The organism is Phenylobacterium sp., assembly GCF_965284355.1.
In the GTDB taxonomy this organism is placed as follows: Bacteria; Pseudomonadota; Alphaproteobacteria; order Caulobacterales; family Caulobacteraceae; genus Phenylobacterium.
Genome location: NZ_OZ260078.1, coordinates 4,345,826 through 4,369,077 on the forward strand (window position 1 = coordinate 4,345,826; position 23,252 = coordinate 4,369,077).

Consider the following 23,252-nt stretch of genomic DNA (forward strand, 5'->3'; position numbering starts at 1 on the left):
CGCCAATCACTTTGCGCCGCACTCCGACCCACACTTCCCCACCCTGACCGCTGCGCGGTCTGTCCCTCCCCACAGGGGAGGGAAGGAGCCTTGCCTTGCTCTGGATCCTTCTGACCGTCGCCGCAGCGCCGCTGCAGGTGGCGCGCAACGCCATGCAGCGCGGGCTGGTGGGCGACGCCGGACCGTGGGGGGCGACGCTTGTGCGCTTCCTGTTCGGCCTGCCGTTCTCGATCGCGATCTTCCTCACGGTGTTCCTGGCGACGCCGGGCGCGACGCCGCACTGGACGCCGGTGTTCTGGACGGCCGCCATCCTGGGTGCGATCGCCCAGGTGACGGCGACCGCGGTGCTGCTGATGGCCATGAGCCGGTCGGGCTTCGCGGTGGCCACCATGCTGCAGCAGTCGTCGCTGCCGCTGGCGGCGATCATGGGCTGGTTCGTGCTGGGCGACGCGCTCAGCGGGGCCGTGTGGCTGGGCGTGGCGGTGGCCAGCGCGGGGCTCGTGGTGCTGTCGTGGCCGCGGGCGGGGCAGGGCAAGGCGGACCTGTCGGGCGCGCTGCTGGGCCTGGCGGCGGGGGCGGCGTTCGCGGTGGCGTTCAACGGCTTCCGCGAGGGCGGCCGGGCGCTGGACCCGGCGCATCCGATCTTCTCGGCGACGGCGACCCTGGTGGTGGCCCAGGCGATGCAGGCCTGCGTGCTGACCTCGATCCTGGCGGTCACGCGGCCTCAGGCGCTGCGGGCGGTGCGCGGGGCCTGGCGTCCGTCGCTGGCGGCGGGGTTCTTCGGCTCGGCGGCCTCCGTCTGCTGGTTCGGGGCGCTGGCGCTCGCGCCGGCGGCGCCGGTGCGGGCCGTGGGGCTGATCGAGGGGCCGATCGCGGCGGCCGTCGGCCGCAAGCTGTTCCGCGAGAAGCTACGGGTGAGCCAGTGGGTCGGCGGGGCGCTGACCGGGGCGGGCCTGCTGCTCTGCGCCCTGGGCTGACGCCGGCCGGACCCTCGGCTTCAGATCGTCTACTCCACGGCCAGGATCACGTGCGGCGCCTTGATCAGCGCGGTCACGGCGTCGCCGACGGCCAGTGCTAGAACATCGGCGCTCTCGGTGGTGATGGTGGCGGCCAGGGTCTTGCCGGCGCCGATGTCGAGGCGGATCTCGCTGGTGACGGGGCCGTCCTCGCGGCTGGCCACCACGCCCGCGATCTGGTTGCGCGCCGAGGTGCGCAGGCCCTCGCCCTTGGCCAGGACGATGAAGCTGGACTTGATGAGCGCGATGGCCGGCGCGCCGACGCGCAGACCCAGGTCTTCGACGCTCTGCCCGGTGACGACGGCGACGATCTCCAGCCCGTCGGCGACGCGCAGGACCACCTCGGTGTTCACCGCGCCGGGCGCCAGTCGGGACACCGTGCCGCGCAGGGCGTTGCGTGCGCTCGTCTTCATGCCAAGGCTCCAGAACACATCGGCTTCGAAGGCGCCGTCGAGTTTGGCCAGCGCCGCGTCCATCTCGGCCTGGACCCGGCGAAAGGCAGCCAGGGCAGCGGTCCCTCGCGGCGTCAGGCTGGCCTGGCCGCCGCGGCTGCCGCCCGGCGCGGCCTGGATCAGGGGCCCGTCGAACAGGTTGTTGAGCGCCTGCACCGCATCCCAGGCGCCCTTGTAGGAGAGCCCGACCTTGCGGGCCGCCGCGCTGATCGAGCCCAGGTCGCCGATCGCCTCGACCAGCGCCATGCGGGCCAGGGCGACGCGCGGCAGTCCCGGACGCTCGAGCGTGACGGTCGCGCTCAGCATGGTTTCCTCCGATATGCAGTCGAGGTACATAACGCACCATGCGCCTGATGACACGCCTGATCGCCGTGCTGATCGTCCTGTTTGCGGCGAGCCCCGCGGCGGCGGCGGAGACCCGCGTGGCGGTGGCGGCCAACTTCGCTGAGCCCGCGAAGGTGATCGCGGCGCGGTTCACGGCGCGGACGGGTCATGATGCGACGCTCAGCTTCGGGTCGTCGGGCCAGTTCTACGCCCAGATCGCCAACGGGGCGCCGTACGAGGTGTTCCTGTCGGCCGACCGCGAGCGGCCCGAGAAGGCCGAGGCCGAGGGACTGGGCGTCGCGGGCAGCCGCTTCACCTACGCGATCGGCCGGCTGGTGCTGTACTCGAAGACTCCGGGGCTGGTGGACGGGCGCGGGGCGGTGCTGTCGCAGGGGCGGTTCCAAAAGCTGGCCATCGCCGATCCGCGCACCGCGCCCTACGGCGTCGCGGCGGTGGAGACGATGAAGAAGCGGCGCGTGTACCAGGCCCTGCAGCCCCGGCTGGTGCAGGGAACCTCGATCACCCAGGCCTATCAGTTCGTCGAGACCGGCGCCGCCGAGGTGGGCTTTGTGGCCGCCTCGCAGCTGATCGGCGTGAAGGGCGGGTCGCGCTGGCTGGTCCCGGCCAGCGATCACACGCCGATCGACCAGCAGGCCGTGCTGTTGAAAACCGGCGCGAACAGCGCCGCGGCCCAGGCCTTCATCCGGTTTCTCAAGGGGCCGGAAGCCAGGGCGATCATCCAGCGGTATGGCTACGAGGTCCGGTGAGCGAACTGGCCTCCGTCATCTGGCTGACCCTGAAGCTGGCGGGGATCACCACGCTGATCCTGCTGGTGGCGGCCACGCCCCTGGCGTGGTGGCTGGCGCGCAGCCGCAGCTTTGCCGGTGAGCTGGTGGGCGCGGTGGTGGCCCTGCCCATCGTGCTGCCGCCGACGGTGCTGGGCTTCTACCTGCTGATCGCGCTGGGGCCGAACAGCCCGCTGATGGCGCCCTTGCAGGCCTTCGGCGTCCGCACGCTGGCCTTCACCTTCACCGGCCTGGTGATCGGCTCGCTGATCTATTCGCTGCCGTTCGCCGTGCAGCCGCTGCGCAACGCCTTCCGGGCCATCGGGGAAGAGCACTTCGACGCCGCCGCGACGCTGGGCGCGACCGGCCTGCAGACCTTCACGCGGGTGGCGCTGCCGCTGGCGGCGCCCGGCTATGTGGCGGCCGCGATCCTGACCTTCGCCCACACCATCGGCGAGTTCGGCGTGGTGCTGATGATCGGCGGCGCGATCCCCGGGGTGACCAACGTGCTGTCGGTGGAGATCTTCCGCGACGTCGAGGCGCTGGCCTGGGATCGCGCGCACATGCTGGCGGGCATCCTGCTGGTTTTCGGCTTCGCCGTGGTGCTGTCGCTTCTGACCCTGGAGCGGCGAATGCCCGGTTCGGGCTCTGCGAACCGCTGAATCAGCGGGCGACCGCTCTACGCCTTGCGGTTGAGGGGCGATGCACCTCATAGATGGACTCACGGGCGGGCGGAGTCGTGTCGGGACGGCTTTCGTCAGGCCCAAGAGGTGTCATATGGCGAGGGCTTCCGCGTGACGGGCGCCGAGCCGTTGCCGATGAGCCGCGCCACCGCGGCGACGTCGGCTGAGCGCTTGGATGCTGCGTTCCAGCATTGGAGTTCGCTTCTCGAGGCGCTGCCGGTCGGCGTCTATGTCTGCGGCCTGCGGGGCGAGGTGCTGCGCTTCAACAGCCGCGCCGTGTCGCTCTGGGGCCGCCCGCCCACGGACCGGTTCGGCGGGCAGCTGGGGGTCTACTGGCCCGACGGCCAGCCGGTGGAGAAGCCGGACTCTCCGGTGGGCCGGGTGCTGAGCTCGGGCGAGGGCGTGGGCGACGTCGAGGCGATCCTCGAGCGCCCGGACGGATCGCGCATCGACATCCTGGCCAGCATGCAACCTCTGCGGGACAGCGACGGCGCCTTGCTGGGGGTGGTGACCTGCTTCCAGGACGTCAGCGAGGTGAAGCAGACCCGCAAGCGCGCCATCCGGCTGGATTCATGGGTGCGCCGCGTGGTCGATCTCTCGCCGGTGGCCATGTACGTCACTGACCCGCAGGGCTTGCTGCAGAGCTTCAATCCGGCGGCGGCGCAGTTGTGGGGCCGGACGCCCGTGATCGGCGAGGACGCCTGGTGCGGATCCCATCGCCTCTTTCACCCGGACGGCCGGCCGATGCCGTTGGACACCTGTCCGATGGCCGTGGCGTTGAAGGGCGGCGAGGCGACGCAGGGGCTCGAGGTGATCTTCGAGCGTCCCGACGGCCACCGGGGCGCCTTCCTCGCCTATCCGACCCTGCTGCACGACAGCGAGGGCGCCCTGATGGGCGCCGTGAACATGCTGGTCGACATCAGCGACCGGAAGCTGGCCGAGGAGCGCCAGAAGCTGCTGGTGGACGAGCTCAACCACCGCGTGAAGAACACTCTGGCCTCTGTCCAGTCGCTGGCGGCCCACAGCCTGCGAGGCGGCGTCGAGCCCGTACAGATGCGCGAGCGGTTCGAGGCGCGGCTGCTGGCCCTGTCCAACGCGCACAACCAGCTGGCCGGCCGGCGTTGGCAGGACGCCGACCTGCGCGCCCTGGCCGAGGATGTGCTGGCCGCCTACCTCGCGCAGGACCGGCTGACCCTGTCGGGACAGGCGTTGAACGTGTCGGCGAAGACCGCCATCAGCCTTTCGATGGTGCTGCACGAACTGGCGACCAACGCCGCCCAGCACGGCGCGCTATCGGCCCCCACGGGCCATGTCCTCCTGGCCTGGACCGTCGCGGCGCCCGACCAGCTGGTTCTTGTCTGGGAAGAGATCGGGGGACCGCCGGTGGCGCCGCCGACCCATCAGGGCTTCGGCGCACGCTTCATCGCCGGCGCGATCGGCGGTGAGCTGGGGGGCCGGCTGGAGCACGTCTACGCGCCCGAAGGGGTCCGCTGTCGCATCGAAGCGCCACTCTAGATGAGGCCCCGGGCGGCTGCCGCGAAATCATGGCGGGACCGGGGCGGAGGCCCTTGGCGAACTCGCGCGCGACGCGAAAGCGCACACCACTCATTAAGCCTTGAAATGCCGAATGGCGCAGGGCAGAGGGACGGATTAAGCCCGCCAGACAAAGCGTACCGACTCGCCGCATCCTCGCGCGTTAGTCGAACCGCCTTTGGTTCCTCTGTCGGAACGTCTTAGCCCCTATCCCCTCAGGGCCCTGCATGATCTCGTCTCTCTTCGGCGCCATCTCGAACGACATCGCCATCGACCTCGGCACCGCCAACACGCTCATCTACATGAAGGGCAAGGGCATCGTGCTCAACGAGCCCTCGGTCGTCGCGCTGCGCAACGTGGGCGGGCGCAAGGTCGTGCACGCCGTGGGCATAGAGGCCAAGCAGATGCTGGGCCGCACCCCCGGGCACATGGAAGCCATCCGCCCGATGCGCGACGGGGTGATCGCCGACTTCGAAGTCGCCGAGGAGATGATCAAGTATTTCATCCGCAAGGTTCACAACCGGAAGGGCTTCGTGAACCCGAAGGTGATCGTGTGCGTGCCGTCGGGCGCCACCGCCGTGGAGCGCCGCGCCATCAACGACAGCTGCCTGAACGCCGGCGGCCGTCGCGTGGGCCTGATCGACGAACCGATGGCCGCCGCCATAGGGGCTGGCCTGCCGATCCACGAGCCCACCGGCTCGATGGTGGTCGACATCGGCGGCGGCACCACCGAGGTGGCCGTGCTGTCGCTGTCGGGCATCGTCTATTCGCGGTCGGTCCGCGTCGGCGGCGACAAGATGGACGAGGCGATCATCAGCTACATGCGCCGCAACCATAACCTGCTGATCGGCGAGACGACGGCCGAGCGGATCAAGAAGGAGATCGGCACCGCCCGGGCGCCGGCCGACGGCGAGGGCCTGTCGATCGAGGTCAAGGGTCGCGACCTGATGCAGGGCGTGCCGCGGGAAGTCCGCATCTCGGAGAAGCAGGCGTCGGACGCCCTGTCGGAGCCGGTCGGCCAGATCGTCGACGCGGTGAAGATGGCGCTGGAAGCGACGCCGCCGGAACTGGCCTCGGACATCGCCGACAAGGGCATCATGCTGACCGGCGGCGGCGCGCTCCTGCGCGGCCTGGACGCCGAGATCCGCGACCACACCGGCCTGCCGGTGACGGTGGCCGATGACCCGCTGTCGTGCGTGGCCCTGGGCTGCGGCAAGGTGCTCGAGCATCCCAAGTGGATGAAGGGCGTCCTCGAATCCACGCTGGCGTAAGTCACGGCGCGTCGGGGGGCGCGACGTTAGGGGCAGCTGCTAGATGTCCTTGAGGGACAACCCGCTCGGCGAACTGAAGGTCCCGCTGACCTGGACGGCGGGCGTCGTGTTCATTGTGGTGCTCATCGCCGCGGTGGCCATGCTGCTGAGCGACAGCCGCGAGTCGTTCGACACCGACGAGTACGGCAATCCGCGCACCCTTTCCGACCGTGTCATGGCGCCTGTGGGTGATGCGCTGTCGACTCCGGGCCGGCTGACGGGGCAGGGGGTCGAGGGGATCCGCGGATACTTCTTCGCCGTGTCCGAGAACCGCCGGCTGCGCGCCGAGCTGGAGAACATGCGTCAGTGGCGCGACGTGGCGATCGCGCTGCGCGACACCAACGAGCGCTATCGCGACATTCTGGGCCTGAAGACCGATCCGCCGATCCCGATGGCGACGGCGCGGATCGTGACCGACAGCCGCGGGCCCTTCGCCAACTCGCGCCTGGCCAACGCGGGCAGCGAAAAGGGCGTGCGGCCCGGCAATCCGGTGATGAGCGAGAACGGCCTGGTGGGCCGGGTGGTGGGGGTGACCACCGGGGTGTCGCGGGTGCTGCTGCTGACCGACGCGGCGGCGCGAACGCCGGTGATGATCGACAGGACCAATGCGCGGGCCATCCTGACCGGCGACGGCGGGCCCAATCCCAAGCTGGAGTACCTGCGCGGGCAGGACCCGGTGAAGACGGGCGATCGCATCCTCACCTCGGGCGACGGCGGGGTGTTCCCCCGCGGCCTGCCGGTGGGCGTGGCGGTGAAGGGTCTGGACGGGCGCTGGCGGGTGGCGCTGGCCTCGGACAAGGCCGCCGTCGACTACGTCCGCATCCTGCTGTTCCAAGACTTCACCCAGGTGGCCGACGCCAAGCGGCTGGAGCATGCGGCGCCCCCGCCGCCGACGCCCGGCTACTCGACACTGCCGCCGGCGCCGACCGTCGTGGCCCCGGCGCCCGCCGCCCCGCCGCCCGCTGCGGCCGGCGCGACGCCGCCGACGAAGGTCACCGCCACGCCGCCCACGAAGGCGACTGCGACGCCGGCGCCGAAAGTGACGCCGCCGGCGAAGACGACCACGCCGCCCGCCAAGGCCGCGACGCCGGCGCCCAAGGCGACGCCCGCACCCAAAACCGCGGGGGCCGCCCGGTGAGCACGACCGCCGCCCGAGGGCTCGCGCCCTGGCGCTGGCTGGGGCTGCCGATGCTGCTGGTCATGGTCGTGACCTTCATCTTCGCCCTGCCGCTGCGCTTCTGGGGCCTGGGGCTGCCTGAACCCCTGTTCGCCATGCCGGTCGCCTTCGCGTGGGCGGTGATCCGGCCGTCGATGCTGGGCCCGATTGCGATCCTGGTCCTGGGCCTGTTCCTGGACTTCCTGTGGGGTGCGCCCACCGGCTTCTGGCCCGTGTGTCTGCTGCTGCCCTACGGGGTGGTGCTGGCCGCCCGCTCGATCCTGGCCGGCCAGTCGCAGCTGATGATGTGGATCTGGTATGCGCTGTCGACGGTCATGGCGATGGGCGCCGGTTACCTGTTCACGATGCTCCACACCCAGAGCACGCCCGATCTCGTAACCGTGGGTTGGCAATTCCTCGCCACAGTCGTCCTCTATCCCTTCGCGAACCTGCTGATCGAGCGGTTCGAGGATGCCGACGTGAGGTTCCGCTAGAGCCCATGACCCAACCCGCCATCTTCTTCGAAGAGGTCAACGAGCGGCAGGGCGTGTTCCATCGCCGCGCGATCCTGCTGGGCGGCTTCGCCGGCCTGGGGATCACGGCGCTGGGCGCGCGGCTGGCTTACCTCCAGCTGCTGGAGACCCAGCGCTACGAGAAGCTGGCCACATCGAACCAGTTCAACTTCAAACTCCAGCCGGCCCCGCGCGGCGTCATCGTCGACCGCAACGGCGCGGTGCTGGCCGCCAACCGGCCGAACTTCCGGCTGATGGTGGCGCGCGACAAGGGCGTGGATCCCGAGGCCACGATCAAGACCCTGGCCAACTATGTGCCGCTGGACGAGACCCGTCAGCGCCGCCTGCTCAAGGACATCAACTCCGCGCCGAAGCGGGCGCCGGTCTCGGTCATGGAAGACATGAGCTGGGAGCAGTTCTCGGCCATCAACGTCCGCGCGCCCGAGCTGCCCGGCGTGACCGCCGACATGGGCGAGGTGCGGGTCTATCCGCACGGCGGCGCCTTCGCCCACGTGATCGGCTACGTGGCCAAGGTGAACAAGGACGACATCGACGCCATCACCAAGGCCGGCAAGACGCCCGACCCGATCATGCTCCATCCCGGCTTCCGGATCGGCAAGCAGGGGGTGGAAAAGGCGCTGGACGACGCGCTGCGCGGCCGCCCGGGCGCCCGCAAGGTCGAGGTGGACGCCAACGGCCGCGAGGTGCGCCACGACGACAGCGGCGACATCCCGGCCACGCCCGGCGCCGAAATCCAGCTGACCCTCGACGTCGATATCCAGAACCGCGCGCTGGAGGTGTTCGGCGAGGAGAGCGGCGGCGCGGTGATGATGGACTGTCGCACCGGCGACATCCTGTGCATGACCTCGGCGCCCTCGTTCGACGCCAACCGTTTCGTGCGGGGCCTTACGGGCGGCGAGTACCGGGCGCTGGCGGGCTATGAGCGCAAGCCGCTGCTCGACAAGTGCCTGTCGGGCCTCTATCCGCCCGGCTCGACGTTCAAGACCATGACCGCGCTGGCGGTGCTGATGGCCGGGATCGATCCCGAGGCGCGGGTCACCTGCGGCGGGGGCATGAACTTCGGCGGCCGCTACTTCCACTGCCACAAGCGTGGCGGCCACGGGTCGCAGAACCTGAACGATGCGCTCAAGAACAGCTGCGACACCTACTTCTATTCGATGTCGCTCAGGGTGGGGCCGGACCGGATCGCCCAGGCGGCGCGCGCCTTCGGCCTGGGGCAAACCTTCGATATCGGCATCCCCGGCCAGAAGAAGGGCATCGTGCCCGATCCGGCCTGGAAGAAGCGCTACTTCAAGAAGAACGAGGCCATGCAGCCCTGGTGGCCGGGCGAGAACCTCAGCTACGCGATCGGCCAAGGCTATCTGCAGGTGAACTGCCTGCAGCTGGCCGTGATGACGTCGCGGCTGGCCAATCCCGAGTACAAGGCGCTGAACCCGCGGCTCATCAAGTCGGTGGGCGGGAAGGAGTTGCCGCGAGGCTCGGATGTGCCTGTCCTGCCGTTCCCGCGTGACCACATCGACCGCGTGCGCGCCGGCATGGCCGCCGTGACCGATGTGGGCGGCACCGGTTATCGCGCCAGCCAGCTGGGCCTGGGCGATATCCTGATGGCCGGCAAGACCGGCACGGCCCAGGTGCGCAACTACGACTCGGGCGGGTCGCGCGGGAAGGGCGGCACATGGGGCCTGCGTGACCATGGGCTATTCGTCGCCTTCGCGCCCATCGATGCGCCCCGCTATGCGATCGCGGTGATCGTGCAGCACGGCATGGGCGGATCGACCGCCGCCGCGCCCCGGGCCCGCGAGATCATGCGCACGGCGCTGCTCAAGGACCCCGAGATGATGGCGCGGGTCCAGAAGCCGCTGCCGATGCCCGAGGTGGCGCCTGATATCGAGCAGGATTCGGCGCCTACGACACCGACCGTACTGCCGCCGGGGGGCCGCGCGATTCCCACCGTTGCGCCGGCTCCGGCGCCCGCTCCCGGACGCCCGACATGACCGTTTCGGCCCTGACCCGTCCCGGCGAGCGCGACCGGCTGGTCGTCAAGTTCTCCGAGGTCGACTGGATCTTCGTCCTGGTGCTCTGCCTCATCGCAGGCGCCGGCGCGCTGATGCTGTTCTCGATCGCCGGATCGTCCTGGGATCCCTGGGCCGCCCAGCACGTGGGACGCTTCGCCTTCTGCCTGGTCCTGATGCTGGCCCTGGCGATGATCGACATCCGGGTCTGGTTCGCCCTGGCCTATCCGATCTACGGCGTCGGCGTCTTGCTGCTTATCGCGGTGGAGGCGGTGGGGGACGTGCGGCTGGGGGCGCAGCGATGGCTCTCCATCGGCAGCTTCAGCTTCCAGCCCTCGGAGGTGATGAAGCTGGGCATCGTGCTGGCGCTGGCGCGCCTCTACCACGGCGTCTCGGCCGAGCGGGCGCGGCTGTCCTGGTGGCTGCTGATCCCCGCGCTGATGATCGCCGTGCCCGTGGGCCTGGTGGCGCACCAGCCCGACCTGGGCACCGCCATGCTGATCCTGCTGACCGGCGTGGCGATCGTGGTGATGGCGGGGCTGTCGTGGAAGATCATCGGGGCCGGCGTGGCGGCGTTCCTGGCCGTCGTGCCGCCCTTCGTGCTGTTCGTGATGCACGACTATCAGCGCCAGCGGGTGCTGACGTTCCTCGACCCCGAGAGCGATCCGTCAGGCTCGGGCTATCACATCCTGCAGTCGATGATTGCCCTGGGCTCGGGCGGCCTGCTGGGCAAGGGCTACGGCCTGGGCTCGCAGAGCCAGCTCAACTTCCTGCCCGAGAAGCAGACGGACTTCATCTTCGCCACCCTGGCCGAGGAGTTCGGCTTCGTGGGCTGCATCTCGATCCTGATCCTGTACGCGGCGGCGATCTTCATGGCGCTGCGCACCTCGTACCTCAGTCACAGCCACTTCGGCCGGCTGGCGGCCGCGGGGGTGACGGCGACGTTCACGCTGTACGTGCTGATCAACGGGGCGATGGTGATGGGGCTCGCGCCGGTCGTGGGCGTGCCGATGCCGATGCTGAGCTATGGCGGCACGGTCATGCTGACGGTGATGATCGGCTTCGGCCTGGTCCAGTCGGTCCGCGTCCACCGCTACGCCGAGGTGACGAGCGGCAAGGGGTCGTTCGTCTAGAGGCGTCAGGGATTGGCGGTCTGCAGTCCCAGATGCTCAACGAACGGGTCGAAGTCGCGGTCGCTGTAGAGCAGAGAATGACCGGAGACGAGGCACCGGGTCGCGATCAACGTGTCGATCGTCTTCCGGACGGTGACGCCGAAGCCGCGTAGGCGTCGATAGTTCTGCGCAGCTTCCACGGCGATGTCGCGGCCGCCGATCTCGATCATGGTCAGGGCGTCCAGGCGCGTCTGGGCGAGGCGAAACGCGCGGTCGTCGGTGAAGCCCTGCAGCAGTTCGGTCAGGATGATGTCGCCCATGAGGACGTCGTCGGCGCCAAGCAGGCGGTCGAGTTCATCGGTGACCGGCGAGCGCAGGCCGCGGAAGTAGTCGATCCAGACGCTGGTATCGACGAGGATCAATCCCGGCGCATGGCGTCGAGATCGCCCTCCCAGGCGAGCGTTCCGCGAAGCTCGCGAATGCGCGCCTGCCTGGCCAGGCGAACCAACGTGCGGAGACCTTCCTCAACGACCTCGCGCTTTGTGCGAGCTTTCGTCGCCGCGAGGGCCTCGGACATGAGGGTGTCGTCGATCTCGATATTCGTGCGCATGATGTGTATTGTTGGCGCACATCGTACACATTGCAAGCGTCAGAACGGCTCGAAGCAGTCGTAGTTGCGCTGGCGGCGGATCTTGTCGCCGGCGAACTCGAAGAAGACGCCGAAGCGGGCCTTCATGACGTCGCCGGGCTTCAGGCTGCGGATCGGGACGGCCAGGACGCCGCGCCACAGCACTTCGCAGGCCACCAGGTCGCCGGCCTCGACCAGGTTGACGATCTCATAGGTCTCGGACGTCAGGACGCCCTGGCCGCGCGCGCTGGCCTCGCGGAGGTCGGCGAGCGTGCGGCGCGCGCCGGCGGGGACCAGGGCGTTGGGGAACTCCTCCTGAACCGCGTCGTCGGCGAAGAAGGCGAGCGAGTCGCTGCGGTCCTCGATCGCTTTCAGATAGGCGCGGACGAGGTCGGCGCGGCGCATCTGGCCTACAGCTTCAGCGCCTGGTCGGTGGCCCGGACCAGGCCGTCGACGATGCCGGGCTCGGTCGAGGCGTGGCCGGCGTCCCAGACCACCTCGAACCGGGCGCCGGGCCAGGCGGTCTTGAGCTTCCAGGCGCTTTCCATAGGCGTGACCACGTCGAACCGGCCCTGGACGATCCAGCCCGGGATGTCCTTCAGCACATGGGCGTTCTCGAGCAGCCAGTTCTCGCTCTCGAAGAAGCCGCCGTTGGCGAAGAAGTGGCACTCGATCCGGGCGAAGGCGATGGCGAAGTCGATCTCGTTGAACTTCGACGGCCGGGCCTCGGGGCCGCGGATCGAGATGGTGTCGCCTTCCCACTGGCTCCAGGCGGCGGCGGCCTCGGCCTGCACCTGACGGTCGGGGTGGGTGAGCCGCTTGTGGTAGGCGCTGATCATGTCGCCGCGCTCGGCCTCGGGGATCGGCGCCACGAAGCGGGCCCAGGCGTCGGGGAACAGCATCGAGGCCCCGTCCTGGTAGAACCAGCGCAGCTCGCGCGGGGTCAGCAGGAAGATGCCGCGCAGCACCAGGCTCTCGACCCGCTCGGGATGCTTGATCGCGTAGGCCAGGGCCAGCGTCGAGCCCCACGAGCCGCCGAACACGCTCCACTTCTCGACGCCCAGGTGGACGCGCAGCCGCTCGATGTCGTCGATCAGCGACCAGGTGGTGTTGTCGTCCAGGCTGGCGTTGGGGCGCGAGCGCCCGCAGCCGCGCTGATCGAACAGGGCCATGCGCCACTTCGACGGGTCGTAGAACCGCCGCATGGTGGGGTTGATCGCGCCCCCCGGACCGCCGTGCAGGATGACGCACGGCTTGCCGTTCGGATTGCCGCATTCCTCGTAGAAGATCTCGTGGGGACCGCCGGTGGACAGCCAGCCGCTCGCGAACGGCTCGTTGTCGGGGAACAGGCCGCGACGGTGCTGCGAAGAGGAGACGGAAGGCGCGGCGAGGGTTCGATCCATACGGGCCTTCTACTTCGGGAACCGCCTGTCCAACCAGTCCAAGATCAGTCGGTTCACTTCGTCCGGTTTCTCCTGCTGTGTCCAGTGGCCGGAACCGCGCACCAGCTTGGTCTCGAGATCGCCGATGAACGCCGGCATGTGCTCGGCGGCCGACGGCGGCAGTACAGCGTCGAGTTCGGCGGTGATCATCAGGCAGGGCAGGCCGTCGATCCGCGTGGGCAGGCTTTCGGCTCGCTCCCAGTTGCGGGTGAAGTTGCGATACCAGCTGACCGGCCCGAAGAACCCGCCGTCACGGAAGGCGTCGGCGAAGACGGCCAGTTCTTCGGCGGTGAGCAGCGGCTCGCGCGGATCGACCCCCGGGCTCCACATCTTCAGCAGGTCGCGGAACGCGAAGGTCGAGCCCGAGCTGGAGGGCGGCGGCTCCACCGGCGTCGCCGCGGGCCGGCGCATGAAGAAATCCATGGTCTTGTGGGTGTCGGCGCCCAGCACGGCCTCGGGCTCGTCCGGGTTCTGGAACCAGACGATGTACATGTCGGGGCCGAAGCGCTCGCGCATGGCCGCGATCGGGTCCGTCGGCGCGCGGGGCATGAAAGGGGTATTCAGGCCGATCACGCCGGCGACGCGGCTGGGATGGATCAGCGGCATCTGCCACACGACCAGGCCGCCCCAGTCGTGGCCGCAGAAGATCGCCTTCTCGACGCCCAGGTGGTCGAGCAGGGCGGCCATGTCGCCGGTCAGATGGTCGATGTCGTAGTCGGTGACGTTGGCGGGCTTGGACGATGCGCCATAGCCGCGCTGGTCGGGGGCGATCACCCAACGGCCCGCGTCGGCCAGGGCCTTGATCTGGTGTCGCCACGAGAACGCCAGCTCGGGGAAGCCGTGGCAAAGCACGATGGGCAAGCCCGTGCGGGGGCCGGCCTCGTACCAGGCGATCTCGACGCCGTTCACCGCGGCGCGCTGCACCGGCGGCATCATGGTCTCCAGCGCCGACATTTCCGACTCCCTTGGGTTGTTGCTTGGCTCGCGAACCAGTAGGGCAGGCGCCGTGACGTCCGCCAATCCGTCTTCGGCGCCCGACCCGGGAACGCCCGTCCCCGCGCCGGTCGCGACCCCTTGGGGCCTGGTGATCCTGCTGGGCGCGCTGACGGCCATGGGGCCGCTGGCGATCGACATGTACCTGCCCAGTCTGCCGGCCATCGCCGCCGGGCTGAAGGCCGACCCGGCCCAGGCGCAGACCACGGTGGCCGCGTTCCTGGCCGGGATGGCGGTGGGCCAGCCGTTCTACGGCCCCTGGTCAGACCGGATCGGGCGGCGGATCCCGCTGATCCTGGGCGCTGTGATCTTCATTGCCGGGTCGATCGCGTGCGCGACGGCGACCTCGATCGAGCTGATGCTGGCCGCGCGTTTCCTGCAGGCGCTGGGCGCCTGTGCGGGCGGGGTGGTGTCGCGCGCGGTGATCCGCGACCGGTTCGACCACACCGAGACGGCCCGGATGCTCAGCCTGATGATGCTGATCATGGGCCTGGCCCCCATCCTGGCGCCGATCCTGGGCAGCGCGCTGCTGGCGCTGGGCGGCTGGCAGTGGAACTTCTGGTTCATGACCGCCTTCGGGGTGGCGATCTGCATCACCGCACTGGTCCGGCTCAAGGAGTCGCGGTCCGAGGCCACGGCCCTGCAGGCCTCCAAGGAGAACCCCTTCCAGTCCTATGCGGCGGTGCTCAAGAGCCCGCGGCTGATCGGCTATGCGCTGTGCGGCGCGCTGAACGGCGCGACGCTGTTCACCTACATCTCGTCGTCCCCGGGGCTGATCATGGGGACATATGGCTACTCGTCGGCGGTCTATCCGTGGATCTTCGGCCTGAACGCCCTGGGCGTGATCGGGGCGGGGCAGGTGAACCGGATGGTCCTGCGCTATGCGACGCCCGACCAGGTGCTGTTGCGCGCCAGCCTCGTCGCCTCGGTCTTCGGTCTGGCCCTGACGCTCGCGGCGGTGACCGGGGTCGGCGGGCAGTGGACCGTGCTGCCGCTGCTGTTCCTGCTGCTGTCCAGCTACGGCTTCATGCAGGGCAACACCATGGCCGGCGCGCTCAACGTCGACCCGACGCGGGCGGGCGCGATCTCGGCGCTGATGGGGACGCTGTCGTTCGGCGTCGGCGCGGGCGCGGCCAGCCTGGCGGCGCTGTTCCATGACGGCACGCCGCGAACCATGGCGGTGGTGATGCTGATATCGCTGGTGGGCTCGGCGATCAGCCTGCGGGCGCTGGCGCTGCGGACCTCCACCTAACCACTGTCATCCCGGTTTGGGCGCAGCCCAAGACCGGGATCCACCCGTTGCACAGCGGAGCGGATGGCGTGAGCACCGCGCCCGGTCGTGGGTCCCGGTCTTCGCGTGCCGCGAAACCGGGATGACATCCTATTTTGGATCGACCCCGCGGGCAGCCCAGGCCAGGATGGCCCAGCCGGTCAGGAACAGCAGGCCGCCCAGCGGCGTCACCATGCCCAGCCAGCGCGGCGCGCCAGCCGCCATGGCATAGAGCGAGCCCGAGAACAGCACCACGCCCGACAGGAAGAACGCCGGAGCCAGCCGGGCGCGCCGCGCGCCGATGTTCATGAAGGTGGCGCAGGCGAACGTCGCCATGGTGTGCATGAAGCCGTAGGTGGACCCGGTCCGCAGCCATTCCGCCGCCTTGGGATCCTTCACGCCATGGGCTGCGAACGCGCCCACCGCCACGGCCACGAAACCGCCGATGGCGGCCAGCGTCATCCAGTTGCGCCGCGTCCAGAACCCCATCAGCCCCAGACCTGCGGACGGCGGCCCGCCCAGGGGGCTTCCTTCTCCAGCTGGCCGGCCAGGCGGAACAGCGTGGCTTCGTCGGCGAACTTGGCGGTGAACATCATGCCGATGGGCAGGCCGTTCGCGGACATCTCCAGCGGCAGGCTCATCGAGGGCTGGCCCGAGAAGTTGAACGGCGGGGTGAAGGGGAAGACGCGGCCCTGGCGGCGGTTCACTTCCTTGGGCTCCAGGTTCACCGGATCGATGTGGCCGATCTCGGGGACGGTCGTGCCCATGACCGGCGACAGGTAGACGTCGATGTCCTCGAAGGCGGCGAGCGTCTTGTAGTTGAGCATCCGCGTTTCCTGCAGCGAGCGCATGACGTCGGCGCCGGTCTGGCGGCGGCCGGCCTTCAGCGAGGCCCAGGTGAGCGGCTCCAGCTCGTCGGGCTCGGGCTCGCGGCCGACTTCCTCGATCAGCCGCGCCATGCCCGCGGCGAAGTTGGCGGCCGCCGCGGCGCCGCGCGACGCGTAGAGGGCCCGGTAGTCGACGCCCAGGCCGCGCTCGAACACCTCGTGGCCCAGGCCCGTCAGCAGCGCGACCGTGCGCTCCAGCGCCGCCTGGATCTCATCGTCGATGGGCCGGCCCGACGGGGTCTCGCTGGACCACGCGATGCGCAGCTTGCCCGGACTGCGGCTCACTTCTTCCAGATAGGGACGGTCCTTGGGCGGTGCGGGGTAGGGCGCCCCCGGCTCAGGCACGCCGGTCACGTCCAGCATGGCGGCGGAGTCCCGAACCGTCCGGCTGACGACGTGATCGACCACATTGCCCATGGCGTAGTCGTAGCCGTCGGGCAGGTTGGGGTTGCGGTCGCGGGTGACCTTCAGGCCGACCAGCCCGCAGCAGGCGGCCGGGATGCGGATCGAGCCCAGGCCGTCCGAGGCGTGCGCCAGCGGGACCATGCCCGCCGCCACGGCCGAGGCCGAACCGCCCGACGAGCCGCCGGCGATGTGGTTGGGGTTCCACGGATTGCGGCAGGGCCCGAGGCGCGCGCCTTCGGTCGTGCCGGTGATGCCGTATTCGGGGGTGTTGGTCTTGCCCAACGCGATGACGCCCGAGCTGCGATAGCGGGCCATCAGGCCGCTGTCGGCGGCGTCGATCAGGTTGCCGAACCGGCTGCCGTGAGTGCGGGGCCAGCCGGCGACCGAGATGCCGAGGTCCTTGATCAGGAAGGGCACGCCCTTGAACGGCCCGTCCGGCAGCGGCTCGGTGGCCTGGCGCAGCGCGTCGTCGAAGCCCTTGTAGACCACGGCGTTCAGGGTGGGGTTGTGGTCCTCGATCCGGTCGATGGCGGCTTCGACCAGCTCGCCGGGCGTCACCGCTCTGGTCTTCACCAGTTCAGCCAGGCCCAGGCCGTCGTACTCGGAGAAGGTGGTCATCTTGGGCATCAGCGGGCTCCGGCGGATAGGAAGGCGAGCTTCTCGACGGGGGTCAGGTCGCGGACCTGGCGCTTGAGGGCGCCGAACGAGGCCTCGGCGGCGTCGAGCGCGCCGTCGATGTCGGCCTCGGTCATGGCCGCGCAGAGGAACATGTTGTGCCAGGGGTGCACGTAGACGCCGCGGCTGAGCATCTCGGACGACCAGCAGAAGCCCTTCCGCAGGTCGGGGTCGTCGTCGAACAGGAACAGCGGCATGACGCCGGGGCCGGTCTGGCGCAGGCCGAAGCCGGCGGCGGAGGCCCGCTCGGCCAGGCCGGTCCGCAGGCGCTGGCCCAGGGCGGTGATGCGCTCGAGATAGTCGGTCTCGCGGATGAGCCGGAGCGTCTCCAGCGCCGCGGCCATGGTGGCGGCCTGATACCAGAAGGAGCCGGTGACATAGATCGAAGCCGCCGCCGCGCGGGCCTTGTCGTTGCCCAGGAGGATCGACAGCGGGTGGCCGTTGGCGACGCACTTGCCCCAGGAGGACAGGTCGGGCTGCACGCCGAGGCGGCTCCAGGAGCAGTCGCGATCCAGACGGAAGCCGGCGCGCACCTCGTCGACGACCAGCAGGGCGCCGGTGCGGTCGCAGAGCTCGCGGGCCTTCCGGGCGTATTCCGGCGTCGGATCCGACTGGTCGATGAAGGCGTCGTGCTTGAAGGGGGCGGCGAAGACGGCAGCGAGGTCGTCGCCGGCCTCGGCCACCGCGGCCTCCAGGCTGGCCACGTCGTTGTAGTCGTAGAAGATCTGGTGGCTGCGGTCGGTGTCGATCACGCCCGCCGGCCGGGGCGTGCACCAGGGCAGGGCGCCGTGGTAGGCGCCCTTGGCCCGCACCACGATGCGGCGCTTCGTATGCGCCCTCGCCGTGGTCAGCGCCATGGTCGTGGCGTCCGAGCCGTTCTTGCAGAAGATCGCCCAGTCGGCGTGGGTGACCATGCCGGTCAGCGCCTCGGCGAGCTCCACCATCAGGGCCGTGGGGCCGGTCAGCGTGTCGCCCCTCTCGAGCTGGCGTACGAAGGCCGCGTCGATCTCGGGGTGGGCGTAGCCGAAGAGGTTCGGCCCGTAGGCGCACATGAAGTCGAGGTAGCGGTTGCCGTCGGCGTCCCACAGGTGGGCGCCTTCGCCGCGTTCGAAGAACTGCGGATAGTCGTCGGGCAGCAGGCCCACCGACTGGTGGCCGTACATGCCGCCCGGGATCACCGCGGCGGCGCGGTCGCGCAGCTCCCGGTCGCGGCTGTTCGTCCGGTCCATCGCGCCTCTCCCTTATCGTTGTTCACGTGAGTGTAGTCGCAGCCGTCGATCCGTCTACCTCCTCGCCCTGGCGAAGCCCTCTCCCCCTTGCGGGGAGAGGGTTGGGAGTGGGGGTGTCAGCTCCGAGCCTCAAGGTTCGCACCCCCACCCCCGACCCCTCCCCGCAAGGGGGAGGGGAGCATCAAGTGAAGTTTCAAGCGACGAACCGGAAGGCGTCGCCGTCGCGCTTGACGTGGCCGGCGGTGGGCGCGGCGTAGTGGGTGCCGATGACCAGGATCGGCTGGTCGGCCCATTCGCCGAACATCCGGGCCCGGGTCGCCGCCGCCGCCTTGGGATCGCTGTCGAACGACGGCGACCAGTGGGGATGGGCCAGCTGGCAGGGATGGTGGGTCATGTCGCCGGTGATCACCGCCCGCTCGCCGCGGGACTCGATGGCGACGCTGACGTGGCCGGGCGTGTGCCCGGTGGTGGGCGTCAGCCGCACGTTGGGCGAGATCACGTGGTCCAGGCCCACGAACTCGGCCAGGCCCGCGTCCAGGATCGGCTGGACCGAGTCGGACAGGATCGCCTGCTGCTCGTCGTCGCCCTCGGCCGTCCAGTGCTCGAACTCGGTGCGGCCGATCAGGTAGCGGGCGTTCGGGAAGGTGGGGACCCACTTGCCTTCGACCAGCATGGTGTTCCAACCGACGTGATCCACGTGGAGGTGGGTGCAGACCACCGCGTTCACGCTCTCGCGCGTCCACCCGGCCGCCTCGAAGGCCTCCAGGAATCTGGTCTGCAGGCCGCCGGGGCCGGTCATGCCGCGGGGCTTGTCGTTGCCGATGCAGGTGTCGACCACCAGGCGCAGGCCCGGCCCCTCGACCAGCAGGGCGTGGATCGACAGCAGCAGGTGGTCGTCGGCGTTGACGAAGTTGGGGTAGAGCCACGGCAGCTTGCGCAGCTCGGCCGGCGTCGCCTCTTTCAGGAAGACCGTGTCAGGGCTGTAGGGGATGGGCATCTCCATCTCCACCACCCGCGTGATCTTCACGTCGCCGATCCGCCAGCTGAGCATCGTCGTTTCCCCCGTGTGTTGTTTGAGGCGACGCTAGCCCATTCGTCGCTCGGGTCGATACAGGTTCAGCACGACGAATGGGCATTCCTAAGCCAAGTCCTGAGCATTCGCAGGCGAATGCTCGGGGCGCTGGGCTGGCGCCTGTCACGGCGACTCCTGTAAGGCGGACCGATGTCGCTCCCCGTCCGGCTCGGGCTGTTCTACTCGGCGATCTTTGTCGGGACCGGCGCCAGCTCGCCCTATATGCCGGTGTGGTTCGCCGACCGCGGTCTGTCCGGGGCGCAGATCGGGCTGATCCTGTCGCTGCCCATGCTGGCGCGGGTGTTCACCGCGCCGCTGATCGCGGTCTGGGCCGACAGCTTCAAGCTTCGCCGCACGGCCCTGGCGTTCCTGAGCCTGGCGGTGATGGCGGCCTACATCCTGATGGCCCTGCCGCTGGGGTTCGGGGGCTGGACGGTGGTCTGGTTCGCGGCCTCGTCGGCGTTTTCCACCGTCTCGCCGCTGACCGACGTGATCGTGCTCAACCGGGCGCGGCGCGACGGATTCAACTACGGCTGGCCGCGGGGCATCGGCTCGGCGGCCTTCATCGTCGCCAATATCGGCATGGGCGCGGTGCTGACCTGGGGCTCACCCGACCTGGTGCTGGTCTGGATCACCGCGGCGGTGGCGCTGACGGCGCTGGGGGCGCGGCTGCTGCTGCCGCCCGATCCGGTTCATGAGGAAGGTCACACGGCCAAGGTCTCGGACCGGTTCGCGGGCATCGGAGAGCTGTTGCGCGATCCGGCGTTCATGACCGCGGCGGCGGCGGCCGGCCTGATCCAGTCGGCGCACGCCTTCTACTACGGGTTCTCGACCCTGGCCTGGAAGCAGCAGGGCATCCCCGAGAGCCTGACCGGCGTCCTGTGGGGCGTGGGCGTGGCCGTGGAGGTGGCGTTCATGTGGTTCATGGAGCCTTGGCGGCGGAGGGTGGGCCCGCGGAACCTGCTGGTGCTGGGTGGCGTGGCGGCGGTGCTGCGCTGGACGGTGATGGCGTTCTCGCCGCCGCTCTGGGCGCTGTTCCTGCTGCAGCCGCTGCACGTGCTGAGCTATGCGGCGACGTTCCTGGCCTCGCTGCAGCTGATCGAACGGCTGTCGACGCCGCGCAACGCGTCTGCGGCCCAGACGATCAACTCGGCGCTGTCGGCCGGCGTGCTGATGGGCGTGGCGACCATGGCCTCAGGCCCGCTGTTCGACCGCTTCGGCGCCCAGGGCTATCTGTTGATGTCGGCCATGAGCGTGGCAGGCGTGATCTTCGCGCTGCGGCTATATGGCGTGCGTCGGCTGGATCCGGCATGAGGAGGGGGCGACCATGAGCCTGCGTCTGTTCGGCTGCCTCTGCGGCCAGTTCCGCAGTCCCGGCGCGGGCATGGGCATGGACGGCGACCGGGTGAGCGTGCCGGTGCCGTTCTATGTGCTGGAGCATCCGGATGGCGTGGCGCTGTTCGACTGCGGCCTGCCGGCAGCGATGATCGACGAAGACGACACCTATCGCGCGGCGCTGCGGACCCAGGACCTGGACGCGACGCTTTCCGCCGAGGAGACGTTGACGGCCAACCTCGAGCGGCTGGACATCGATCCCGGCCGCGTGCGGTTCGCCGCCCTTTCGCACCTGCATTTCGATCATGTGGGCGGGCTCAGCGAGCTGCCCAACGCCACCATCGTGGTCCAGCGGCGCGAGTGGGAGGCCGGCTTCGAGAAAGAGGTCGCCAACCGGTATGGCCTGCGGAAGCGCTACTTCGATCATGGACACCCCGTGACCCTGGTCGACGGCGAGCACGACCTGTTCGGCGACGGTTCGGCGGTGTTGATCCCCAGCTATGGCCACACGCCGGGCCACCAGTCGCTGCGGGTGAGGAGCGAGCAGGGCGACCATCTGCTGGTGGGCGACGCCTGCTATCACTGCGGCGTGGTCGAGACCCGGCGGTTCCCCGAGCACGCGGACCACGCGGCCATGAACCGCGCGCTGGACGCGCTGCTGGCCCTGCGCGGGCCGGAGACCGTGATGGTCTGGGGCCATGACCCGGATCAGTGGGGCGCGCAGCGGGTGCTGCCTCTCGCGAGGGCCTGACCTCGGGGCGGCTGACGTGGCGACACGCTTGCGGCCGACCGGGCAGCCGAGCCAGATGAGCGCAGGAGGAAAGTCATGCGTGCTCTGAACGTCGCGGCCCCGTGGGGCCTGGATGCCATCAAGGTGGTGGACCTGCCGGACCCGAAGCCCGGGCCGGGGCAGGTGCTGGTGCGCATGAAGGCGGTGTCGCTGAACTACCGCGACCTCTTGATGGTCAACGGGATGTACGGCCGCGGGCCCGCGTCCACGACCGACGTGATCACGCCCTTCTCGGACGGCTGCGGCGTGGTCGAGGCGGTGGGCGAGGGCGTCACCCGCTTCAAGACCGGCGATCGCGTCGCCACGCTGTTCTTCCAGGGCTGGGTCTCGGGCCCGCCGACCCTGGAGAAGCTGGTCACCGCCCTGGGCTTCCCGATTCCCGGCGCCGGCTCGGAGCTGCAGACCTTCACCGAGGAGGGCCTGTCGAAGGTCCCGGACTTCCTGACCGACCATCAGGTGGCGACGCTGCCGTGCGCGGCGCTGACCGCCTGGCGCGGGCTGTTCGTCGACGCCCGGCTGGAGCCCGGCGACACCGTGGTGCTGCAGGGCACGGGCGGCGTCTCGATCTTCGGGCTGCAGTTCGCCCATGCGGCGGGCCTGCGGACCGTGATCACGTCGTCGTCCGACGAGAAGCTGGAGCGGGCCAAGGCGCTGGGGGCCGACCACGTCGTCAACTACAAGACCACCCCCGGCTGGTCGGGACCGGTGCGCGCCGCCACGAACGGCCGCGGCGCCGACTTCATCATGGAAGTGGGCGGCGGCGGCACGATCCAGGAGAGCATGAAGGCCATCAAGATCGGCGGCCACATCGCCATCATCGGCGTGGTGGCCGGCGCGGGCGAGCCGTTCAATCCGGCCGCCCTGATCGGCAACTCGGCCAAGCTGCAGGGCCTGTCGGTGGGCTCGCGCGACATGTTCGAGGCCATGGGGCGGATGATCGACCTGAGGAAGATTTCCCCGGTCGTCGACAAGGTCTTCCCGTTCACCGAGGCCAAGGCGGCGTTCGCGGCCATGGCGGGCGGCGAGCACTTCGGGAAGATCGTTCTGGAATTCTAGAGACCCCAGGGAGGGGGAACGCGATGCAGACCAAGGGGATCAACCACCTGGCGCTCGTGTGCCGCGACATGGCCGAGACGGTGAAGTTCTACACCGAGGCCTTGGGCATGCCGTTGGTGAAGACGGTGGTCCTGCCCGACGGCGGGCAGCACTTCTTCTTCGACTGCGGCGGCGGCTCGCTGCTGGCGTTCTTCTGGTGGGGCGATGCGCCGCCGGCGGCGCCCGGGATCGCCTCGGTCGCCGACTTCCCCTCCCAGCCGAAGACGGCGGTGGGCTCGATGAACCACGTGGCCTTCCACCTGGACGAGGACCAGCTGGACGCCTCGATCGCGCGGCTGCAGGCCAATGGCGTGCACGTGTCGGTCCCGATCGTCGTGAACCACGACGACAGCCCGATGGGCGTCGCGCGCGACATGCACGAGGGCGTCTGGGTGCGCTCGGTCTATTTCCGCGACCCCAACGGCGTGATGCTGGAGTTCGCCGCCACGCTCCGGGACTTCCGTCCTGAGGACGTGGCGCACGAGCCCGCGCGGGCCCTGGAGCCGGCGGAGTAG

Annotated in this window: 24 protein-coding genes; 14 read left to right on the forward strand and 10 right to left on the reverse strand. The window is 69.8% G+C overall.

The features are described from left to right. Positions 1–95 precede the first annotated feature (95 nt). A complete protein-coding gene (locus tag ACQ66R_RS21315) occupies positions 96–977 on the forward strand; it encodes an EamA family transporter (protein WP_430425327.1) in 882 nt (293 codons plus the stop codon). A gap of 29 nt (positions 978–1,006) precedes the next feature. Here the strand turns inward: ACQ66R_RS21315 and ACQ66R_RS21320 are convergent, their stop codons facing one another. Beyond that, positions 1,007–1,774 carry a TOBE domain-containing protein gene (locus ACQ66R_RS21320; RefSeq protein WP_430425328.1) on the reverse strand — a complete coding sequence of 256 codons (768 nt, stop codon included), beginning with the start codon at positions 1,772–1,774 and terminating at the stop codon, positions 1,007–1,009. A gap of 38 nt (positions 1,775–1,812) precedes the next feature. Between ACQ66R_RS21320 and modA the strand changes: the two genes are divergently transcribed. The 8 genes from modA to rodA all read left to right on the forward strand — a co-directional run bounded on the left by modA (position 1,813) and on the right by rodA (position 10,937). Continuing rightward, positions 1,813–2,559 carry a molybdate ABC transporter substrate-binding protein gene (modA, locus tag ACQ66R_RS21325; RefSeq protein WP_430425330.1) on the forward strand — a complete coding sequence of 249 codons (747 nt, stop codon included), beginning with the start codon at positions 1,813–1,815 and terminating at the stop codon, positions 2,557–2,559. 5 nt (positions 2,560–2,564) lie between these two features. Beyond that, positions 2,565–3,239, forward strand: a complete 675-nt coding sequence (gene modB / locus ACQ66R_RS21330; protein WP_430426378.1) for a molybdate ABC transporter permease subunit — start codon at positions 2,565–2,567, stop codon at positions 3,237–3,239. Positions 3,240–3,347: 108 nt separating this feature from the next. Continuing rightward, positions 3,348–4,775 (forward strand): sensor histidine kinase, encoded by a 1,428-nt coding sequence (locus ACQ66R_RS21335; protein ID WP_430425332.1) that lies wholly within the window; start codon positions 3,348–3,350, stop codon positions 4,773–4,775. 245 nt (positions 4,776–5,020) lie between these two features. Then, positions 5,021–6,064, forward strand: coding sequence for a rod shape-determining protein (locus ACQ66R_RS21340; protein ID WP_012522835.1), 1,044 nt, complete (start codon positions 5,021–5,023; stop codon positions 6,062–6,064). A gap of 43 nt (positions 6,065–6,107) precedes the next feature. Next, a complete protein-coding gene (gene mreC, locus ACQ66R_RS21345; protein ID WP_430425335.1) occupies positions 6,108–7,241 on the forward strand; it encodes a rod shape-determining protein MreC in 1,134 nt (377 codons plus the stop codon). Beyond that, a complete protein-coding gene (locus tag ACQ66R_RS21350; protein WP_430425337.1) occupies positions 7,238–7,753 on the forward strand; it encodes a hypothetical protein in 516 nt (171 codons plus the stop codon). Before mreC ends, ACQ66R_RS21350 begins: the two co-directional genes overlap by 4 nt. Positions 7,754–7,758: 5 nt before the next feature. After that, positions 7,759–9,786, forward strand: coding sequence for a penicillin-binding protein 2 (mrdA, locus tag ACQ66R_RS21355; RefSeq protein ID WP_430425339.1), 2,028 nt, complete (start codon positions 7,759–7,761; stop codon positions 9,784–9,786). Further along, positions 9,783–10,937 (forward strand): rod shape-determining protein RodA, encoded by a 1,155-nt coding sequence (gene rodA, locus ACQ66R_RS21360; protein WP_430425341.1) that lies wholly within the window; start codon positions 9,783–9,785, stop codon positions 10,935–10,937. The genes mrdA and rodA overlap by 4 nt, the downstream gene beginning before the upstream one ends. A gap of 5 nt (positions 10,938–10,942) precedes the next feature. On the opposite strand, the gene vapC is transcribed toward rodA, so the two are convergent. Genes vapC through ACQ66R_RS21385 form a run of 5 tightly spaced genes read right to left on the reverse strand, consistent with a single transcriptional unit; the run spans position 10,943 to position 13,940 of the window. After that, positions 10,943–11,338, reverse strand: a complete 396-nt coding sequence (gene vapC / locus ACQ66R_RS21365) for a type II toxin-antitoxin system VapC family toxin (RefSeq protein WP_430425343.1) — start codon at positions 11,336–11,338, stop codon at positions 10,943–10,945. Continuing rightward, positions 11,335–11,526 carry a type II toxin-antitoxin system VapB family antitoxin gene (locus ACQ66R_RS21370; RefSeq protein WP_430425345.1) on the reverse strand — a complete coding sequence of 64 codons (192 nt, stop codon included), beginning with the start codon at positions 11,524–11,526 and terminating at the stop codon, positions 11,335–11,337. Before ACQ66R_RS21370 ends, vapC begins: the two co-directional genes overlap by 4 nt. Positions 11,527–11,565: 39 nt before the next feature. Beyond that, positions 11,566–11,949, reverse strand: a complete 384-nt coding sequence (locus tag ACQ66R_RS21375; protein ID WP_430425346.1) for a nuclear transport factor 2 family protein — start codon at positions 11,947–11,949, stop codon at positions 11,566–11,568. A 5-nt stretch (positions 11,950–11,954) separates the two neighbouring features. Then, complete coding sequence (gene pip / locus ACQ66R_RS21380) at positions 11,955–12,947, reverse strand: prolyl aminopeptidase (protein ID WP_430425348.1); 993 nt, start codon at positions 12,945–12,947, stop codon at positions 11,955–11,957. Between the two features lie 9 nt (positions 12,948–12,956). Beyond that, positions 12,957–13,940 carry an alpha/beta fold hydrolase gene (locus ACQ66R_RS21385; RefSeq protein WP_430425350.1) on the reverse strand — a complete coding sequence of 328 codons (984 nt, stop codon included), beginning with the start codon at positions 13,938–13,940 and terminating at the stop codon, positions 12,957–12,959. Between the two features lie 52 nt (positions 13,941–13,992). Between ACQ66R_RS21385 and ACQ66R_RS21390 the strand changes: the two genes are divergently transcribed. Continuing rightward, the gene (locus ACQ66R_RS21390; protein WP_430425352.1) at positions 13,993–15,231 is read left to right on the forward strand and encodes a multidrug effflux MFS transporter; all 1,239 of its coding nucleotides are present in this window, start codon (positions 13,993–13,995) and stop codon (positions 15,229–15,231) included. Between the two features lie 129 nt (positions 15,232–15,360). Here ACQ66R_RS21390 and ACQ66R_RS21395 read toward each other — a convergent pair whose 3' ends face one another. From ACQ66R_RS21395 to ACQ66R_RS21410, 4 genes are all read right to left on the reverse strand, one after another. Then, positions 15,361–15,738 carry a DUF423 domain-containing protein gene (locus ACQ66R_RS21395; RefSeq protein ID WP_430425354.1) on the reverse strand — a complete coding sequence of 126 codons (378 nt, stop codon included), beginning with the start codon at positions 15,736–15,738 and terminating at the stop codon, positions 15,361–15,363. Next, positions 15,738–17,168, reverse strand: a complete 1,431-nt coding sequence (locus tag ACQ66R_RS21400) for an amidase (RefSeq protein WP_430425356.1) — start codon at positions 17,166–17,168, stop codon at positions 15,738–15,740. The genes ACQ66R_RS21395 and ACQ66R_RS21400 overlap by 1 nt, the downstream gene beginning before the upstream one ends. Next, a complete protein-coding gene (locus ACQ66R_RS21405) occupies positions 17,168–18,445 on the reverse strand; it encodes an aminotransferase class III-fold pyridoxal phosphate-dependent enzyme (RefSeq protein WP_430425357.1) in 1,278 nt (425 codons plus the stop codon). Before ACQ66R_RS21405 ends, ACQ66R_RS21400 begins: the two co-directional genes overlap by 1 nt. Before the next feature lie 193 nt (positions 18,446–18,638). Continuing rightward, entirely contained in the window at positions 18,639–19,496 is an 858-nt protein-coding gene (locus ACQ66R_RS21410) for an MBL fold metallo-hydrolase (RefSeq protein WP_430425359.1), read from the reverse strand. A gap of 171 nt (positions 19,497–19,667) precedes the next feature. Between ACQ66R_RS21410 and ACQ66R_RS21415 the strand changes: the two genes are divergently transcribed. From ACQ66R_RS21415 to ACQ66R_RS21430, 4 genes are all read left to right on the forward strand, one after another. Next, complete coding sequence (locus ACQ66R_RS21415; RefSeq protein ID WP_430425361.1) at positions 19,668–20,831, forward strand: MFS transporter; 1,164 nt, start codon at positions 19,668–19,670, stop codon at positions 20,829–20,831. 13 nt (positions 20,832–20,844) lie between these two features. Continuing rightward, entirely contained in the window at positions 20,845–21,603 is a 759-nt protein-coding gene (locus ACQ66R_RS21420; RefSeq protein ID WP_430425363.1) for an N-acyl homoserine lactonase family protein, read from the forward strand. Positions 21,604–21,678: 75 nt separating this feature from the next. Then, positions 21,679–22,698 (forward strand): zinc-dependent alcohol dehydrogenase family protein, encoded by a 1,020-nt coding sequence (locus ACQ66R_RS21425; RefSeq protein WP_430425365.1) that lies wholly within the window; start codon positions 21,679–21,681, stop codon positions 22,696–22,698. Positions 22,699–22,721: 23 nt separating this feature from the next. Beyond that, positions 22,722–23,252, forward strand: coding sequence for a VOC family protein (locus tag ACQ66R_RS21430; RefSeq protein ID WP_430425367.1), 531 nt, complete (start codon positions 22,722–22,724; stop codon positions 23,250–23,252).